This window comes from Flavobacterium sp. T12S277, from assembly GCF_048514875.1.
Taxonomy (GTDB): Bacteria; Bacteroidota; Bacteroidia; order Flavobacteriales; family Flavobacteriaceae; genus Flavobacterium.
The window spans coordinates 477,773-497,011 of the sequence record NZ_JBLYEG010000001.1 but is presented as its reverse complement, the minus strand read 5'-3'; the positions used below and the strand labels follow the sequence as shown (position 1 = coordinate 497,011).

Genomic DNA, 19,239 nt, shown 5'->3' with positions numbered 1-19,239 from the left:
TTAGATTTCTATGAATCGAGCCAGTTTTTGAAGTTATTGATTTCTTTTTTGCTCAGAATGATTGGCTCAGTATCGGGAACGGCAACCTTCAGCAAAATCTCTATTTTCTGACTTGAATGTTTGACGATTTCCTGAATATAGTTTCGGTTGACACTATATTTTCGATTGATTTTAAAGAAAAGAGCCGGATCAAGTTTATCGATGAGGTCTTTTAAATTATTGTTGTACAAATAGCTGCTGCCGGAATTGGTGTAGATAAACAAATGTTTTCCGGTGGCAAAAAAATAGGTAATCGAAGTATCATTCACAGAGATCAGTTTGTCTCTGTGGTTCACCAGAAAATGATGCTGAATAGGACTTTGATTTTCAATCTCCACCAGAGATTCAACAATTGAATTGCTGTTAAACGTTTCTTTTATGTTTTTGTATTTGTGTAAAGCCTCCAGTAATTCCTCTTCTTCATAAGGCTTGAGAAGATAATCGATCGTAAAATGCTTGAAAACTTTGACCGCATAAGAGTCATAAGCAGTAATAAAAATAACGGGACATGAAACAAGAGTCTGCTCAAAAATGTCAAGACTTTTACCATCTCCTAAATGGATGTCCATAAAGGCCAGATCAACCGTATTTGCTGCAAAAAAAGCAACAGCATCCTTTACAGATTTTAGTACCGTAATTTCTCTGATCGGAATTATACTTTGTTGCTCTAATATAGATTTCAGATAGCTTGAAGCGAGATGTTCATCTTCAACAACGACTATTTTCATTTCAGTTATTTTTTTGTAAAGTTAAAAAAAAACAGCATGCTGTAAAGCGTTAATGTTTTGTAATGCGCAATGATCAAAGATCGTTGCGCATTTTTTATGGATTTCTACAGAGGAATTTTACTTCCTCACCTTGATTCAAAATTTCAGATTTATTGAAAGGAAGTTTTTTGCAATACTCGCAGTTATTATGTTTTTAGATACGCTTATTGCATTAATACTCTCGAATATTGATTTGTTTATTTTTGTAAGTTTTATCTGTTTAAATTTATTTAAGAATTACTGTTGGAAGTCACCGATTGCTTTATTGGGTCTTAAGTTGTAAAAGCGACTGGATAAAGTGTTAGAAAGGAGAAACAACTCTGTTAGCATGTAATAAAACAGTTAGTTCAAAAAACTTTTTCTCCTGTATTCATAAAAAAAACAATTTATTATATGTCTTATGTTTAAATCTACGCTATTAAAAGTATTCTATTTATTGGTTTTAGTTACAAGTTCATTACTGGCGCAAGCCACAAAAGACTTACCTAATTATTTTCCGGTGAGCCCTAACGCGGCTTCATTTGCCAAACAAGGTTTGTTTCCTGTAGATTATTCAACGGGAAAAATAAACATCAGTATTCCGCTTTATACTATTAAAACAAAAGAATTAACAATTCCAATTGCACTTAGTTATAATAGTGCCGGAATACAACTGGATGAGCTTGCTTCCTGGGTAGGACTAGGATGGAATTTAAACGCAGGTGGTGCTGTAGTTCGAAATGTAAAAGGAATTGTTGATAATGGTAGTCCTGTCCCCGACATGCAAAATCTGACTTTTACAGCAGAAAATTACGACTTGCTGTACAAGCAATATAACCCTTACAGATCTGGCGAAGTTGATACAGCATATGATGAATTTATTGTTAATGCACCTGGTTTATCCGGAACTTTTTACTTTGTAAATAACAAAGCCATCTTTAGAGATTTGCAAAATACAATCGTTAAAACTTCAGAAAACAATAATAACTTATTGTCTAAAACCCACACATTAGAAATAACTAAAGCAGACGGAACTGTTTATCGTTTTGGAAAGGCGCTTGATGGTTATGATGCAACAGAAACTATTCGTAATAATTCAGGTACCTATAAACCAGATTATAATTTAACATGGTATCTAACAGAAATTATTCCACCTAATGATTCTACTACCAATGGTATAATATCTTTTAAATACCAACAACTACAAGAAAACACATTAGATTATCCGGTTGTAATTGGAGAACAATTAGCAGACAATAGAGTACGTAATAATCTTCTTGCGTTGCAATCTGTTTTTCCTAATCCAACGATATCTAATAAGCTATTTTTGACCGCTATCAATTTTAATAGTGGTAGCGTTGAATTTACTGCTTCGCAAGACAGACAAGACTTAGCGGATGATTTAAAACTTGATAAAATTAGTGTATTTAGTATAAAAGGAAGTACAAAAACAGTAGTGCAGGAATATGGTTTTGCCTATGATTATTACCTAAGAAGTGGTGGGAATACAACTTCGCAGCCTCCTACTCTCAGTGATAATGTTCCTTATTCATATATCTCTGCAAGAAATATTGCCAGTAGAAATAAGTCACTAAAACTAACTCAACTTACCAATAATATTCTAAACACAAAACATTCTTTTGAATATGAAGGGACAACCTTGCCTCTTAGAGGTACAACAAAGAAAGATTATTGGGGATACATTAACGACAATAATGGAAATCTCTCTCCTCCAACTTATATTAAGCGATTAGTACATTCTGAGCCTTCAAGTCCTGATACTTATGTAGGAAATGGTAATAGGAGCTCGAATGAAAATTTAATGAAGTCTGGTATTTTGCAAAGAATTAATTATCCGGAAGGAGGCTATTCAGTTTTTGAATTTGAAAGTAACCGGTATTATGAATATGTTTCAACTCCTATTGTAGTTTATAGATCTGAAACAGCAAGGGCATATGGTAGTGGTTGTACTTATGATTCGGGGCCGTCATCACAATCAAAAACTTTTACACCATCTTCAAACTATATCGGCGGAAGTGGCAGGATAACTTATGGTTTCACAAATGCAACTCAGGAACATGGGCCAAATACTAAAGTGACCTATGATTCAAATACATATTTCAGACCTGCTCCGGTAGGATCAGGTTATCCTTCGGGTGGAGGAAGTATGGCGGTAAATTTTGGATTAGGGACTCATACACTTGGGGCATACGAGTACCGTACAGGAAATGTAGGGGCTAGTGGATGCCCGATTACTTATATAACAGCAAGCTGGGAGGAAAAGAATGGTGAAGTTACCACTTTAACACCTAAACACATTGGCGGATTACGAGTAAAGTCGATCAAATCATACGACGGAAAAAATACTGATCCTGTTTTATCAAAACAATATTCATATGAACAGGAAAATCCATTAATTAAGGAAGGGAATGGAAGCTTTGTTCGCTATGTTTTCGATGGAATCAATACTACGGGGGCTTCTTTACCTATTTTTTCAACGACGTCCCTTTTTGATAATAATACAGGAGGGTCACCTGCTATATCCTATGGGAAAATAATTGAAACAGAAAGCTCCGGTTTGAACAATGTTCCTAATGGAAAAACAGAGTATTACTATGAGAATATTTCTTCTGAACGTATGTTAGATAATGATGTATCCAGCAGTCCGATTTTCTTTAAAAGTCCATTTTTTAATGCCGATGGGACTACCAATCCAAACGCTTTTCATATTGGTTCAAATTTGTCTCTTTTTTCATTTGTGTTTTTTAAAAATGAGCTTTGGAATCAAGGCTCTTTATTAAGAACAGCTGTTTATAAAAATGGCGATACACCAGATACTTTTAAAATCATAAAAAGCACTGTTAATAAGTATGCTATTCTAAAAAAATCAACATTACCATATAACATTGTTTTTAATAATTTTTCTGAAACAGATCAAAGGTTTCCAGGAGATTATCCGCAAAGTTTTGTTTTACCTTATGATCAAGGCAGCGATTATCATTCGTATCAATTTTATTATGGCATTAGTAAAACTTCGCAAGGTAAAAAAGTTCTTACTAAGACAACAGAAACAGATTATGATAGCAATGAAGTTCCAACGATAGAGAAAATCACTACTTATGGTTATGAGAATCCTGACCATAATCAGGTAACAAAAACTGAGACTACCAATAGCAAGGATGAAATTTTAAGAACCCAGCTAAGTTACCCTCAGGATTTGATTACAACAGGTCAGACTGCTGAAATGCAAAAACTGGTTGCCCAGAATAAAATTGATAGACCTATTAAAACAGAGACTTTTTTAAACAACGTGCAAACTTCTGAATCTATAACAAAGTACGAAGAAAGCACGGCTACAGGAAATGTTCTTTTGCTTAAAGAAATTCACTCCTCAAAAGGTGTTGTTGAAACTTTTCCTTTTAACGCTGCCAATAGAAAAATAAACTTCAAATTATATGACTCTGAAGTAGTAAATGATGTTACAGTTGGAAATGGAAATGTATTAGAATATGTTCTTGAAAATGATACTCCTGTAGCGATTATCTGGGGATACAATAAATCGCAGCCCATTGCTAAAATAGAAAATGCAACTTATAGTCAGGTCACTGCTTACGTCGAAAATTTGCAAAATCTTTCCAATACAGGAACAGAAGCGGATCTAATTTCAGCCTTAAATGCGCTAAGAGCAGCTCTTCCGAATTGTATGACGACAACCTACACTTATCTTCCGCTTGTGGGAGTAACTAGTATAACCGATCCCAAAGGAATATCGACTTACTATGAATACGATTCTTCTGGAAGATTACAATATGTAAAAGATCAAAATTTAAATATTTTGCAAAGATATTGCTACAATTATTTGGGACAGCAAACGGATTGCAGCCTGGGTACAAGTACGGTAACAAGGTATAAAAATGTTTTTAGAAGTTCCACTTTTACCAAACAATCCTGTGGCGCGGGTTCAGTGGGCGTAACTTATACCTATTCAGTTCCTGCAGGTATTTATTCTTCGATCCTCTCACAGGCAGACGCAGATTCACAGGCCGATAGCGAGATCGCTTCAAATGGTCAGAATTTTGCCAATATAAATGGAACATGCCTTTTTTCAAGTGTAAGTATAGAAGGAAATTTCACCAGGAATAACTGCGCAGCAGGAGGTGTAGCTCAGGTAGTTCGTTATACTTTACCGGCGGGTTCAAAAACATCTTTTTCTTCTCAGGCCGATGCAGATGCTCAGGCAATAACTTTGTTCAATACAAATGGGAAGGCAAATGCGAATACTATTGGAACCTGTACTTTTTCCAGTGCAAGTATGACAGGAAATTTTACCAAAAATAACTGCGCAGCAGGAGGTGAAGTGCTGATAGTTGGTTACACTTTACCGGCAGGTTCAAAAACGTCTATTGTTTCTCAGGCCGATGCAGATATGCAGGCCACGATTTTGTTCTATACAAATGGGCAGGCCAACGCAAATGCTTCCAGTATTTGTACTTTTTATAATGTAGAAAAAAGTGCATCATTTATGAGTAAACGCTGTTATGTAGACAAAAAATCAAAATTAAAATCAAAAAGACCATTACCAATAACCTATACAGTTCCTGCACGAAAATACAGCTCTACAATTTCACAGCAAGATGCGGATGCAAAAGCCCAAAAAGACATCGATACCAATGGACAAAAATATGCAAATGAGAATGGTTTATGTTTTTAAATTCGGCTAATCAACCTTTAAAAAAATGATATTTTATGAAAAAATATAGACTACTATTAGTTTTGTTCTTCTTGATAAGCGGGATAAGAGCCCAGACCTTTAATAATGAGAATTTCATTTACACAGAAGCACCACAAAAGGCGGTGCAAAGCAGTAATTATAATACTTTGTCTAAAACAGATATTCAGAGAAATATAAGTTATTTTGACGGATTAGGCCGCCTTAAACAAACCATTATACTAAACGGCGGAGTCAATAAAGTAAACCATAATTTATTAGATTGGAAAAATAACTGGACCCTCGGAAATAGCGCAGTCAATTCTTTTACTGCAAACGGGCAACTCGCTGAGAATCTCAGAATTAATGGTCTGAATCCGTTTGAAAAGACAGATCTCTTGTGGAGATGTGTTAATGATGCCGTAAGCGATGCCGATGGCGGCTGGAATACGGCTTCGATTCCTATTGATAAAACCAAAGGATATCAATATGCGGTTTGGGTAAAACGCACGGGTGGACAAAACGGTACTACGTATCATGGCACACAAAATGTTGTCAATTTAGACGGCAGTGCTAATGATAATCCTTATTTCTGGTACGGGAACGTACCGGCACTTGATACCTGGTATCTGATGGTGGGTATGATTCATCCTTCGACTTATACAGGAGAATATTCCGGGATAAGTGGAGTTTATGACAGGACTGGGAATAAAGTACTAAGTGGTACCGATTTTAAATGGAGCAGTACGACTGTAAATTCGTACTTCAGGAGTTATTTGTATTATGCGACAGATGTAAATGTAAGCCAGTATTTTTACAGTCCTGTTTTGCAGGAAATAGACGGTAATCAGGCTAGTATTTCAGGTTTACTAAATGGGTTTGAATCCAGTGATATCGTGTCTCACATAGCGTATGATGCTTTTGGTAGACAGGCCAAAGAGCATCTGCCTTATGTAGTATCGGGTACTGCAGGTCTTATGCAGAATACTGCTCCAACGGATGTTTTGAATTATTATAAAACACCAAAATATGAGAATACCCCAAATCCTTTCTCCGAAAAAGCATTTGAACCTTCACCCTTAAACCGTGTTTTAAAACAGGCTGCTCCGGGCACTTCCTGGGAAATGGGTAAAGGCACTGAAATCAAAATAGATTATCAAACCAATACTGTCGCCGATACCGTAAAACGGTACCAGGCCAACGCTGACTGGGAAGCCGCCTTAGGACTGTACAACATTAGTTTTTCAGAATTAGGAACTTATGCTGAAAAAAAGCTTTATAAAACCATAACCTACGACGAGAACTCGGGTGTAAACCCAAGCGAAACTGCCGGTTCTACAGTAGAATTTAAAAACAAAGAAGGGCAGGTCATCCTAAAAAGAACCTACGATTCAGAAAAACGACACGATACCTACTACGTTTATGATAGTTACGGCAATCTGACCTATGTATTGCCGCCAAAGGTGACCGGTACGGTTAACGATGAGGTTTTAAATGGTTTGTGTTACCAGTACAAATACGACGATCGCAATCGTTTGGTAGAGAAAAAACTGCCCGGAAAGCAATGGGAGTTTATGGTCTATGACCAGCTCGATCGTCCTGTAGCTACCGGACCGGCTTTTTCGCCTTTTAAAGACGAAACTACCCAAGGCTGGCTCATTACCAAGTACGATGCTTTTGGCAGGCCCATTTATACTGGCTGGAGTAGTAGCCAGACTCTGGATTCTGCCACTAGAAAAATACTACAGGACGCCCAAAATGCAGCCACCGTTTTGTTTGAAACCAAACAAACCTCCGGAACCATAGACAATATCTCCGTATTTTATAGTAATACGCTTGCTCCAATAGATATTAAACTCTTAACCGTCAACTATTACGATGACTATAACTATCCCGCTGCACCGGCCAGACCTGAAACTATCGAAGGTCAGACTGCTTTAAGCAATGCCAAAGGTTTGATTACCGGAAGCTGGACAAGAGTGCTCACCACCGCATCGGAAACATTGGGAGAAACGACAACCATCTTTTATGATACCAAAGCCAGAGCAGTGAGCACTCAAACCCAAAATTACTTGGGGGGCTATACGAATACCAACAGCGAACTTGATTTTATCGGAAAACCGATTCGTACCGTTACCCAACACAAACGTACTGCTGTAGACACAGAGCTGACTATAAGCGAAAAATATACCTATTCGCCTCAGAATCGTTTGCTGACGAAAAGCCACCAAATAAACAACGGTGCTGCTGAAGTTTTAGTTGATAATATTTATGATGAATTAGGACAATTGATTACTAAAAAAGTAGGCGGCAATACGCAAAAAATAGATTATACTTACAATATCAGAGGATGGCTTAAAGAAATTAATAAAGTTGATGCTTTAGTTCAGGGAACTGACCCAAAAGATTTGTTTGCTTTCCAGATCAATTACAACAATCCTACCGCGGGAGCAACGGCGCTGTACAATGGAAACATTTCGGAGACACATTGGACAACAAACTCAGATCCTGCCGGGATCATAAGATCGTATGGATATAGCTACGATAACCTCCACCGATTAAAAGAAGCTGTTTATAAAAAAGGGACAACATTAAGCAATGCCTATAATGAAGCTTTAGGGTATGACAAAAACGGAAACATTATAAAACTTACCCGTAACGGAAACAGTGAAACACTCAGCCAGATTGATAATTTGGCCTACACGTATGCCAATAGCAGCAACCGGTTGATGAAAGTGATGGACAGCAGCGATAAAACAATAGGCTTTAAAGATATTACAGAGACAACTGAGGATTACAGTTATGATGTCAACGGCAATATGACTAAAGACAATAACAAAAATATTACTGCTATTACATACAACCACCTGAATCTACCAAAGAAAATTACCTTTGTGACGACTGGAAATATTGAGTACATTTACAATGCTAATGGGATAAAACTTAGTAAAACGGTAAATAAAGGCACTTGTTTTACTACAATTACGGATTATTTAGGAGGATTTCAATATGAAAGTATGGCCAATAAATGTTCAAGACGTGGCAGGGGTTATACTGGAGTACTGAGTTTTTTCCCAACGACCGAAGGTTATGTGGAGCCTTCGGGAAGTTCTTATAACTATATTTACCAATATAAAGATCATCTGGGCAACATTCGTTTGAGTTACGATAAAACACTTGCTATTAAAGAAGAAAACAGTTATTATCCGTTTGGACTCAAACATCAAGGGTATAATACTGTGGTAACTTCGACTAATAATGGGTTAAAGTATAAATACAATGGCAAGGAACTGCAGGACGAGTTACAGCTTAATGTTTATGATTACGGAGCACGTAATTATGATTCTGCACTTGGTCGTTGGATGAATATTGACCCTCTAGCTGAAACATCGAGACGTTTTTCTCCATACACTTATGCGTTAAATAATCCTGTTTATTTTATTGACCCTGATGGAATGGAGGCTAAAAATTCGTATGTTCATGATAGCCAAAACATAAATGGCAGGCATCAAATGTGGTCAGACAGGCATTCTGGCTCTTTTGCGAATGAAAGTAGTAATTCTTCTATGTTTACTAATCCTGAATTGCCAATGGATATATTAGAAACCAATAGTAAGCAATCTAGTGTAACTGTAATTTAGAAGAAGCTTCTACTCAAGTAGGAATACTTCCAGAATCTTTCGATTTTCAACAAACTACAAGTAATTGGCAAGCGGCTGGTGTTACTGGATTAAGCTTAACTGTTACCGATTTTAAAACTAAAAGGACTGCAGAAGTTAAATTTGAACTTGAAGTGGGTGTGCCTTTGAAACTAGCAAACGGTACAATAATTTCGGAGCGTATTGCCCAATTAGCAAGTGCAGAAGCGGCAAATGAAACGGCGGGTGTGATTGGAACATCTGCATTACTGACAAATGGTAAATTTTATAATGCTCCAGCACTAGTAAAGCTTACATTTGCACTCTTAATGCAAAGAAATCTTGATAAATCACTTAAAAATATGTTAGAGTTGTCTAACAATACAAAAATTGGTTCAAGAGTAAATTCAACTATTCAAAGCAACATAAAGACTAAAGAGGCTGTTTGGTCGAAAGTTACGGCTTTAGAAGCAGTAAAATTAATATTTAAAGGATTTTTCTAAAATGAAAATGAAGTTATTAATTTCGAGTATATTTTGTATATTCTCTATATTTAAAATTATGAGTCAGACAAACAATAGTGCTTTTAACAATAGATGGATTGTTTATAATACGCAAAACAATGCATTAACAGGATGGCATTCATTTATGGACAACTACATCTTAGATTTTACAGATGTTAAGAATTTAAAAATTAAGACACTGGGAGAGTCAGAGGTAACTATTATTCCTTATTCATTTAATAGTGAAAATGGAAATATTTATGATGATAGACGTGAATTATTATACAGTGTATTAAAAGTAGATAATACAAAGTTATCTCTTAAAATGGGAGAAAGAAGCACTATTACTGCAAATTTTGTTAGAATTGAGGATAAGAGTTCAAAATTACCTCTTGATGAGATTGCCAAATTACTTAAAAATGATAAATGGATAAAAGATTCAAATAGTATTCAATTCACTAATGAACCTTATAAAGTTTTAAATCAAATTGAAACTAACTTTAAAGTTTTTATTGAAAAAGACGAAAAGTCTAATAAAGAATTTAAAGGTGCTTGGCTATTAGACTCATACAATGGTATAGTTTTACTAGAGTTGTATTCTGAACGTTTTAATCTTAAAGCAATTTACCAGATTAACCATATTAGTAATGACTTTTTAAAAGCGATATCTACAAATGATAAAGGTAAGTCCTTATTATTAGAATTTAAGAGATAAAGGTAACGGTATCCCATGCTGCCGAATTCTATGATAAAAATTAAGAGCGGTATTACAGTTTTTCCCAACAGCCGAAGGTTATGTAGAGCCCTCAGAAAGTTCTTATAAATACATTTACCAATACAAAGATCATCTGGGCAACGTTCTCGTTTGAGTTACGATAAAAAAAAAGGCTATTAAAGAAGAAAAAAAATATTATGAAACAAATTAAAGTCACTCCAGTTCTTTTTATTGTATTGTTAGCTCTCACTGCTTGGAAAAAAGAAAAAAAAGATGATGAAATAATTATAGAAGAAAATTCAGCTAGTTATTTTCAAAAGAAATTGAATAATATAGAACTGATGGATTCCTTGAGTAAAAGAGTTATAGAACATGGAGATGCAAAAGCCTATTTTGAAATCCATTCGATATATTATATTGCCGAGCAAAAAGAAACATCAGCATTGTATTATGCCCTCATAATGGCTAATAAGTACCATTATAATCAGGCTTATTATGATGTACATAATATTTTAAATTCACCAAAAGCCGATCAAAAAACAAGAGAAATGGCCAACGAATATCTAAAAAAATATAAGAAAGAGAAATAAAAAGACTTGCTTTATATTGGGGGCATCGAGACATTTTCCCTCTCATGCTCCACGAAGTGTTCATGTAGAAAGTAATGCCACCAATTGGCAATTTTATTTATTCATAGATTTTTGTCATTTTCATACCCCCTTTGAAAGAGGATGAAATTCCACTTTTTTAGAAATAGTTTTAAAGTACGGGAAGTTCTGCAACAACTACGACTGTCAGTAGAAGATGTTATTGCGTTAAAAAGTCTTCAATTGTTTTGGTATATAATCCTGGTTGTTCTGCAAAAATCTGATGTCCTGCATTTGGAATTAATTTGAACTTGTTATTACTAAACAAGTCAAGATATTCTTTCGTGTAGCCCCAATCTATATTATCGCATTGTCCTTTCATTACTAAAACAGGAATTTTATTGTTTTTCAGTTTTATTCTGGGGTCTTTTAAACTACCATAACTTACGCTGGTATTTAAATTACAATAACTACCGGCACCACCTTCTTCTTTCAATACATTTGTTGAGTCGCAAACAAGGCCTTTCGTAAAAACGGTAGCCATATTAGTTAAATAACCATCAGCTTCTCTATCAGTAGCCAGCTTTTTTCCAAAGAATCTTGCCCAAATTCCTATAGAAACGTACCTCGGATTAAGGACGATTGGAAGTATTTTTGCATTTGGATTGTATGGTTCCTTTAAATTCAGACTGTCGGGTGCTTTAATTTTTTCTAAAGCTTCGTTTGCAGGTTTAATTGCTCCCGGACAAGTAAAAACAATTTTGTCTATTTTGTCTAAATGGTCAGCAGAATATAGTACAGCCAATGCTCCGCCCCAAGATTGTCCAACAAGAATTACTTTTTCGACACCTAATAATTTGATAATTGCTTCAAGGTCGTTTATATGTCGTACCGCAGTGTATTCTTTAACTTTTTCTAGTCTTTCTGAAAGTCCACAACCCACTTGGTCATATAAATAGACATCATAACCCGATTCAGAAAGTTTTCCTAATGTTTCAATATTTTTGGTATATACGTATCCTCCAGGACCACCGTGCAAGTAAATAATCGGATAGGGTTTTTTCTCCCCTTTGGCTACAATGTGTGTGTATGCAATTTTTGAACCTGTAGATAAATTCCAGTATTTGGTAGTGGCACGAGGTGTAATATAAGGCACATCCAATGTGGTCGGAATACATCCTTTAACGATGAATATTGCAAGACAAATTAGAATTGTCCATTTTGTAAATTTGAGTATAATTTTTTTCATCAGTATGCTTTTTACATTTGCTGCTAACGTTCTCTGGCTTTGTGCAGCTGGTTTTTTTGTTCTTTTATAGCTTGTTTTATAGCGAAACCAAAAATATACAAAAAGACCATTCCATTATACACGGTCCCAAAAATTTCTTAGCCCCCAGCCGGCGCAGACATTGAGCGGATAATGTTTTAGATTAGGTGTTCTTATAAAAAGGTTGTGTAACTACTTGAAAAAGAATGTGAAATTGTAAATTTTAATTGTTTAGAGACGACCAATAGGTTGTCAGTAATGTATCAGATGTGTTGTTAATTTACTAAATTTGTGGATTGTATAGCCCATTTTGAATCGTACAAACTATTAATAATGTGTTTTTATTAGCGGTATAAATAGGTCCTTAAATATTATATTTTGATGTTTCAGTCTGTAACATATCAAATTTTTCAAAGCAAGCAGAAGTCAAATCTTATTATTACTGCTTGTATACTGCTGTTTATTTTTACGAACGTGTTATTGGATTATTCATTTACCCGGTTTCAGAATAGTGCATTCTACATTTCGGAATCTTTATTATTCAGTTCGTACTGGGTATTGTTTCTTCCTTTGCTAACGGCTGTTTTAAAGCTGACAAAGAAATCAGAAAATCTGATGATAAGATTACTGGTAATTAGCGCAGCAATTGTACTTCATTTGTTCTCTTATCCTATCTTGGTTTGGATTATTTCAAAAGTGTTCTACTATCACACTTTCTCTTATTGGCAGACTTTCAATTTTGGCCTATCGGCTTATTTTATAAAAACGGTAATCATTTACGGGTTTTCACTATTGGTAGTGATTTTATGGAATAAAAAAAGTCAGTCCTTACCATTAAAAGAAAAAGTTGATGGACAAACTAACGAGCAAAATTTTATCCGCTCTATTTTAATTTCTGATCGTAACAACACAAAGCAGCTTTTGGAAGTAAATGATGTTCTTTATTTTGCAGCAAACTCACCCTACATCACTATTTACCATTCTTCAAAAAAGTACTTGCATGCTGAAACGCTGAGGTCTTTAGAAACCCAATTAGACGGGAAACAGTTTGTCCGTATTCATAAATCACATATTGTGAATATAGATAAGATTTCAGCTATCCAGTCCCGACAAAATGGCGATTATGATATTACACTTTTAGAACATACTACTTTAAGGGTAAGTCGTAGTTACGCTAAAAATTTCAAGTCAAAATTTTCAGAGCACAATCAGCTTGCCTTAAAATAAACTCGTCTTACGATATTTCATTTGACAGTCAACTATTTTCAGGCTGATATTTGCAGAAAAAAGCTTTACCATGAAAAAAGTCACCATTTGCAAAACGGTTTTTATAGCCCTGTTATTTAGTAGCTGTAACGGGCAGAACAATCCAAAACCTCAAGTTAAAAATAGCGGAATTGTGGGAGGAGGTTGTGATGGCTGCGAACTGATGTACATAGGAATGACGAAAGAAATTCCTTCCGTTAGCACAAGTCCCGGATGGAGTGAAAAAGGACAAAAGCTTATCGTAACCGGTACCGTTTTTCAATTGGATGGAAAAACAGCTGCTCCAAATGTAATTATTTATTATTGGCAGACGGATAACAACGGCTACTATTCTCCCAAACCGGGAATGAATGAAACCATTAAGCGGCACGGACATATTCGGGGCTGGATAAAAACGGATGCTAATGGAAAATACACAATAAAAACGATTCGTCCGGCACCGTATCCCAACGATGTTTTACCGGCACATATTCATTTGTCGATCAAAGAACCTGATGTTAAAAAGGAGTATTATACGGATGAGATTAATTTTGATGATGATAAATTACTGATCGCTTATAAAAAGAAGCACCTTCCCGAAAACCGTGGCGGAAGCGGTATTGTAAGGGTTTTGTTAAAAGACAATTTGCAGATCGCAGAACACGATATCGTTTTGGGATTAAACATTCCCAATTATCCAAAGAAAACAACGGCTTTAATTCATTCAGGATTGAATATTGGAGAAGATCAGCCCTCATTTATGCCCTTTCACGCGTTTGGTCCCGACAAAGGAACGCAAACCTGTCCCGTTTGCAAATATGGACGTTATCATGGAATTATTTACTTTACAGGTAACAATCCTGATTGGGAAGCCATAAAAAAATGGCTGTCGTTTTTGGAAAAAGAAAGTAAAAAACGTAGCCATTATCTCAAAGTTTATTTTGTATACGGAAATAGTAAAAATTATACTAAAAGTCAACGACAGTTTGAGTTAGAGAACTTAGGGAAGCTGCTTAAGATTAAAAATACAGCTTTAACCTTTGTCCCTTCTTTTTCAGATAAAGGAACGGAGGCCTGTTTAAATAAAATAAATCCAATAACAAAAAACACCTTTATCATTTATAAACACAGAAGCATTGTAGATAAATACATCAACCTGGAGCCAACTGATGTAAATTTCAAAATGATTTCAAATGTCTTAGACAAAACACAAGGAGAATATTTTGATTTGAAGGAACCTGAACACGACTAGACCGACCTGTATCTAAATGCGTTGGCTCTGAAACATTGAGCCGAGCTTGTATTGGATATGAATCATTTTACGAACAGTAAATTTTAACAGACTCATTATCAAATGCATTTTGTTATGGAGGTTGAAATTTTTTACCCGATTTTTAGATATATTGTAATAGATAAAATCCTACTTTATCGTTTTTTTTATTAAATTAGCTAAAGCTTTAATGGTATAGTTCGTCAGCTTTTTGTTAAAAATTGCTGTACGATGAGATTACTATTTTACTCATGTACAGTTTTTTTCGCTTTTGGGATATAATAATGGAGCGCAACTATAGTGCACCAAAGTCTTTTATCTGAAAGCCATTATTCATTTACTGAAGCGAAGAATTAATGAACATACTAAATAAGCATACAACTGCTTTTCTTGTCCTTTTTTATTCCAGATTGCCTTTACTTTAAAGAGTATCGCAATTCATTACCAAATTGAAAAAAGTATGAAAGAAAAAATCGAAAATCTGGAACAATCTAAGAACATTCAGGAATTTCTTTTGGCAATAAAAAGGAAATCGGATAATTTAATTAATTACTTTCTGGCCGTTTTTTTTATTATAGGTTTATTACTAGCCTTTTGTTATGATACCTGGGAGATTGGCATTGGAGTGGGAGGAATATTACTGATTGCGTATTATTCTTCAAAATTAGCGTTGCCCGAATCCGACTTCTATCAGTATGTTCTTAGTACCGTATTGGGGATTTTCATGTGCCAGTTTATTTATCAGATGCATGGTATGTTTGAGATGCATTTTACGGCATTTGTTGCAAGTGCTATACTTATTACGTATCAAAACTGGAAACTGCAAATACCGCTAACATTAGTGGTCATAATTCATCATGCACTATTTGGTTATTTGCAATATATTGGTGTCAGCGGTATTTATTTTACTCAGCTGGATTATATGACACTGCGCACTTTTGTGATTCACATATTGCTGGCTACAACTATTTTTGGGCTTTGCGGATTGTGGGCTTATCAATTTAAAAAATATAGTGAGGCTCATATTAATCAGACCTTTAAAAAGAGAGAAATTGAAAATCAGGAGTTAAAAACGGCAAATTACGAATTGGATCGTTTTGTGTATAGTACCTCACATGATTTGCGTGCCCCATTGAATTCGATGCTTGGCCTTATTGAAATAGCCAAGGATGATACTACTGAAGATTTAATGATTGAGCATCTTGAGATGTTAAAAGAAAATGCCGAAAAATTAGATAACTTCATTTGTGATATTCTCGATTATTCAAGAAACTCACGAATGGAAATTGATAAACAGAATATCAATTTTAAAGAACTTCTGAGCGAGGTAACCCAAAATTTAAAATTCATGGGGGATACCAACAGAAGAGTTGATTTTGGAGTGGATATTAGTGGTGAGGCTACTGTTTATTCCGATAAAAACCGTCTTACCACAATTCTGAACAATCTGATTTCAAATTCGATTCGCTATCAAAATTTTCAGGTTCCAAACCCATTTGTCAATATCAAAATTGATATTTCCAACTTTGAGACAAGTATTATTGTTAAGGACAATGGAATTGGAATTCATGAAGATTTGCATCCGAAAATATTTGACATGTTTTATCGTGTTTCCCGAGAATCGGTTGGTTCAGGACTGGGGCTTTATATTGTAAAAGAAGCAATTTATAAGCTCAATGGAGATATAAAAGTTCAATCTAAAATTGGTCATGGAACCACTTTTACTATTAAAATTCCAAACAAATAAATCCCTTAACCCATGGAACAGACAGAAACACAACCCTCCTTTAAAAAAATCCTTGTAATAGATGATAGTGCTACAGATCGTTATATTGCAAAGCGAATGGCCGAAAAGTATTATTTTGCGGAGGAAATTGTTTTAGAAGAGTTGGCCACAACAGCACTTGAATATTTACGTTCGTTAGAAAATACACCCGATTTACTTCCACAATTCATCTTTCTTGATATCAATATGCCTGAAATGAACGGTTTTGAGTTTCTTGAGGAGTATGCGAAATTTTCGGAATCAATCAAATTAAATTGTATCATAATGATGATTACTTCTTCCACCCATCCGGAAGATCTGAAACGGGCAGAAAGTAACCCCCTAGTGATAGGCTTTCTGAACAAACCCCTTAGCAAAGAGAAGTTTGAATGCATTAAACAGGAGTTTCAATTAAAAAATCATTAAAGATAGGATAGTGAAAATTAAATTTTATTGGGGTAAGGAATGAAGTATCGGAATGAATTTAATGTATTTTAGTGAAGAAAATGAAAAACAGGAACTAAAATAAACAAATGAAATAATGGGTTTTTATGACTTACCAAAACAGGAAAGAGAGGAGCTAGTCAGTAAAATAAAAGAGGATATTCACAAGGATTTAAGCAATTCTAAAACTCAAAAAATAAACCAGTACTTTTCAGACGAAGATACTTATATCCGAAAGGCAGCGTACTTATCGATTGGCAGATTGTATTTTGAAAATAAAGAACTGCAGGCTGTTGTTATCGAATGTTTAGAAAATCTATTGGACAGCGAAAATTTCAAGATTCGCCAGACGGTGATCAATTCAGCTGGTGAGATTGGTAAACAGGATTTTGAAATGGTGCAACGGTTTTTTGATAAAGGACTATTCGACAGCCATCATTCTCCAAGGAATGCGGTAATTGGCTCGATAAAGAAAATGGGGGAGGTTAATCCAAAACCTGTTTTAGAATGGGCTAGGAAGTTTTTACATCATGAGGACAAAGAAATCCGACGTGAAATTTGTCACGGAATAGAATTGCGGGGCAGAACCCATCCTCAGGATATTTTGCCTTTGTTACAGGAATTGCAGCACGATAAAACAACCAGAGTACGAAAAACTTTAGTTCATGTTTTGGGTCAGATTGCTTACAAAAAAGGCTGTATAGAGACTGTTGTTGCCAATCTGAAAACCTGGGAAAACAAAGAACTGGTAGCCGATGCATTAGAAGAAATTATAGATGTGCATCATCGTTATCGGAATTTTTCGGTTTTAACACAAGAAGAAGTAAGGTCTTATATTGAAGAAAATTACGAATGATTCAGATCATAAAGAACCTACTATAACCCAAAAAAGCAATGAGCCCGATTTTACATCGGGCTCATTAGTATCAAATTGTAAGTATAAAATTCTCTAAAGTTTTGGGGCAACTTTACCTTGAAGTTATTTTAGGGACTTACAATTCTGGATTGTTTAAACGCGCATCCAGAGGGAATGGCAATGTATAACGCGGATCATTTTCAATAAGCGTATAATTTTCTCCGTTTATGGTATGTATGATTTGTTTTTGCGTTGTTCTTCTTAAATCAAACCAGCGATGACCTTCTACAGCAAATTCACGTTGTCTTTCCTGAGCTATAAAATCGAGAAGCTGAGTTTGTGTCATGGCATCAATCGATAGGCTTAACTGATCAAAAGCCGTAGTTTTATATCTGTTTTTGATGAAAGTGATTACCGTTGTTCTTGCTGTTATCAGATCGTTTAATTGTGCCGATGCTTCTGCTTTTGTTAGGTACAATTCAGCTGTTCTGAACGTACATTTTTGAGCGATATCACCACCTTTTCTAAATCTGAATCTGCTTCCGCTTGCCTGGTAATATAAAGCAAAACGTAAATCGTTTGTTTTATCATAAACGCCTGTTAAAGTTGGCGCTGCATATGATGTTCCTTTCAAAAGATTAATAAAAGGATCCTCAAGTGCTAATATAGATTCCGGTCCGTTGTAAAGATTAGGTAAGGCAGCAGTAGTGTTTAAGTTGATTAAAGTACTTTTGTATGTCATTGCTTTATCTGCAGCAGCAATAGCTTTTGCCCATTCTTTTCTGTAAAGGAAAATACGGGATTCCATTGCATATAAGGCAGCTTTAGAAAAACGGTAGTTGATACCCGTTGTTTGCGTGTCTAAATTCAATAATCTTTTTGCCTCTTCATTATCAGATAAAATCTGATCGTAAATAACAGCAACACTTTGAGGAACATAAGCTTGCTCTAAATCTATTTTTAAAGCCAACGGAACACCTCTGTCAGTTGCAGCTGTTGCAGCATTGTAAGGTTTACTGAAGATATTTAATAGATCAAAGTAAGCAAATGCTCTTAGAGCGTAAGCTTCTCCTATTAGTTGATCTTTCTCTGCAGAAGGCGCTAATTTTACGGTTGCTTCATTGATGATCACATTGGTATAGAAAATTCTGTTGTACAAAGTAGCATAAGGAAAACTGTTTGTAGTTTTATCAGGATTGGCATCGTTCCAGATATAATGATCTCTGTAGAAAGTAGCATTATCATTAGATTCATCTAAAACCAATTCGTCTGCTCTAATAGTAGATAATGCTTTATGAATAGCAGTTGTAGAGTAGCCACTTGTCATTACTGCTCTATAATCAGTTAAAGTTTCCGGAATTACTTTACCTACTGGCTCAACATCAAGATAATGATCACAGCTTACAGTAGTAATGGCTACGCCGGCAAAGAATACGTATTTTAATATATTTTTCAT

Annotated in this window: 13 protein-coding genes; 10 read left to right on the top strand and 3 right to left on the bottom strand. The window is 35.2% G+C overall.

Translation table 11 applies throughout. The annotated features are described in order from the left end of the window. Positions 1-8 precede the first annotated feature (8 nt). Entirely contained in the window at positions 9-767 is a 759-nt protein-coding gene (locus ACN1CN_RS02000) for a LytR/AlgR family response regulator transcription factor (RefSeq protein WP_419134468.1), read from the bottom strand. A gap of 439 nt (positions 768-1,206) precedes the next feature. Between ACN1CN_RS02000 and ACN1CN_RS01995 the strand changes: the two genes are divergently transcribed. The 5 genes from ACN1CN_RS01995 (at position 1,207) to ACN1CN_RS01975 (ending at position 10,939) form a co-directional block, all read left to right on the top strand. Further along, positions 1,207-5,496 carry a DUF5977 domain-containing protein gene (locus tag ACN1CN_RS01995; RefSeq protein ID WP_419134467.1) on the top strand — a complete coding sequence of 1,430 codons (4,290 nt, stop codon included), beginning with the start codon at positions 1,207-1,209 and terminating at the stop codon, positions 5,494-5,496. 35 nt (positions 5,497-5,531) lie between these two features. Continuing rightward, positions 5,532-9,134, top strand: a complete 3,603-nt coding sequence (locus ACN1CN_RS01990) for an RHS repeat domain-containing protein (protein WP_419134466.1) — start codon at positions 5,532-5,534, stop codon at positions 9,132-9,134. A 164-nt stretch (positions 9,135-9,298) separates the two neighbouring features. Next, positions 9,299-9,634: a hypothetical protein gene (locus ACN1CN_RS01985; RefSeq protein WP_419134465.1), complete on the top strand. Its 336-nt coding sequence runs from the start codon at positions 9,299-9,301 to the stop codon at positions 9,632-9,634. A 58-nt stretch (positions 9,635-9,692) separates the two neighbouring features. Then, a complete protein-coding gene (locus tag ACN1CN_RS01980; protein ID WP_419134464.1) occupies positions 9,693-10,349 on the top strand; it encodes a hypothetical protein in 657 nt (218 codons plus the stop codon). A gap of 197 nt (positions 10,350-10,546) precedes the next feature. Continuing rightward, complete coding sequence (locus tag ACN1CN_RS01975) at positions 10,547-10,939, top strand: hypothetical protein (RefSeq protein WP_419134463.1); 393 nt, start codon at positions 10,547-10,549, stop codon at positions 10,937-10,939. 217 nt (positions 10,940-11,156) lie between these two features. Here the strand turns inward: ACN1CN_RS01975 and ACN1CN_RS01970 are convergent, their stop codons facing one another. Further along, positions 11,157-12,185 carry an alpha/beta hydrolase gene (locus ACN1CN_RS01970; RefSeq protein WP_419134462.1) on the bottom strand — a complete coding sequence of 343 codons (1,029 nt, stop codon included), beginning with the start codon at positions 12,183-12,185 and terminating at the stop codon, positions 11,157-11,159. Between the two features lie 633 nt (positions 12,186-12,818). On the opposite strand from ACN1CN_RS01970, the gene ACN1CN_RS01965 reads away from it, so the two are divergent. From ACN1CN_RS01965 to ACN1CN_RS01945, 5 genes are all read left to right on the top strand, one after another. Then, positions 12,819-13,430, top strand: a complete 612-nt coding sequence (locus ACN1CN_RS01965) for a LytR/AlgR family response regulator transcription factor (protein ID WP_419134461.1) — start codon at positions 12,819-12,821, stop codon at positions 13,428-13,430. 70 nt (positions 13,431-13,500) lie between these two features. Next, positions 13,501-14,700 (top strand): intradiol ring-cleavage dioxygenase, encoded by a 1,200-nt coding sequence (locus ACN1CN_RS01960; RefSeq protein ID WP_419134460.1) that lies wholly within the window; start codon positions 13,501-13,503, stop codon positions 14,698-14,700. 478 nt (positions 14,701-15,178) lie between these two features. Next, complete coding sequence (locus tag ACN1CN_RS01955) at positions 15,179-16,465, top strand: sensor histidine kinase (RefSeq protein ID WP_419134459.1); 1,287 nt, start codon at positions 15,179-15,181, stop codon at positions 16,463-16,465. Positions 16,466-16,477: 12 nt separating this feature from the next. Further along, a complete protein-coding gene (locus ACN1CN_RS01950; protein WP_264523762.1) occupies positions 16,478-16,909 on the top strand; it encodes a response regulator in 432 nt (143 codons plus the stop codon). Between the two features lie 115 nt (positions 16,910-17,024). Next, positions 17,025-17,783 carry a HEAT repeat domain-containing protein gene (locus ACN1CN_RS01945; RefSeq protein ID WP_419134458.1) on the top strand — a complete coding sequence of 253 codons (759 nt, stop codon included), beginning with the start codon at positions 17,025-17,027 and terminating at the stop codon, positions 17,781-17,783. A 136-nt stretch (positions 17,784-17,919) separates the two neighbouring features. On the opposite strand, the gene ACN1CN_RS01940 is transcribed toward ACN1CN_RS01945, so the two are convergent. Further along, positions 17,920-19,239, bottom strand: a complete 1,320-nt coding sequence (locus ACN1CN_RS01940) for a RagB/SusD family nutrient uptake outer membrane protein (RefSeq protein WP_419134457.1) — start codon at positions 19,237-19,239, stop codon at positions 17,920-17,922.

Excerpts from the sequence above, each read along its gene's own strand:
- ACN1CN_RS01945 (WP_419134458.1), top strand. The coding sequence starts at position 17,025 with ATGGGTTTTTATGACTTACCAAAACAGGAAAGAGAGGAGCTAGTCAGT.
- ACN1CN_RS01975 (WP_419134463.1), top strand. The coding sequence starts at position 10,547 with ATGAAACAAATTAAAGTCACTCCAGTTCTTTTTATTGTATTGTTAGCT.
- ACN1CN_RS02000 (WP_419134468.1), bottom strand. The coding sequence starts at position 767 with ATGAAAATAGTCGTTGTTGAAGATGAACATCTCGCTTCAAGCTATCTG.
- ACN1CN_RS01980 (WP_419134464.1), top strand. The coding sequence starts at position 9,693 with ATGAGTCAGACAAACAATAGTGCTTTTAACAATAGATGGATTGTTTAT.
- ACN1CN_RS01990 (WP_419134466.1), top strand. The coding sequence starts at position 5,532 with ATGAAAAAATATAGACTACTATTAGTTTTGTTCTTCTTGATAAGCGGG.
- ACN1CN_RS01960 (WP_419134460.1), top strand. The coding sequence starts at position 13,501 with ATGAAAAAAGTCACCATTTGCAAAACGGTTTTTATAGCCCTGTTATTT.
- ACN1CN_RS01950 (WP_264523762.1), top strand. The coding sequence starts at position 16,478 with ATGGAACAGACAGAAACACAACCCTCCTTTAAAAAAATCCTTGTAATA.
- ACN1CN_RS01965 (WP_419134461.1), top strand. The coding sequence starts at position 12,819 with ATGATAAGATTACTGGTAATTAGCGCAGCAATTGTACTTCATTTGTTC.
- ACN1CN_RS01970 (WP_419134462.1), bottom strand. The coding sequence starts at position 12,185 with ATGAAAAAAATTATACTCAAATTTACAAAATGGACAATTCTAATTTGT.
- ACN1CN_RS01955 (WP_419134459.1), top strand. The coding sequence starts at position 15,179 with ATGAAAGAAAAAATCGAAAATCTGGAACAATCTAAGAACATTCAGGAA.
- ACN1CN_RS01995 (WP_419134467.1), top strand. The coding sequence starts at position 1,207 with ATGTTTAAATCTACGCTATTAAAAGTATTCTATTTATTGGTTTTAGTT.
- ACN1CN_RS01940 (WP_419134457.1), bottom strand. The coding sequence starts at position 19,239 with ATGAAAAATATATTAAAATACGTATTCTTTGCCGGCGTAGCCATTACT.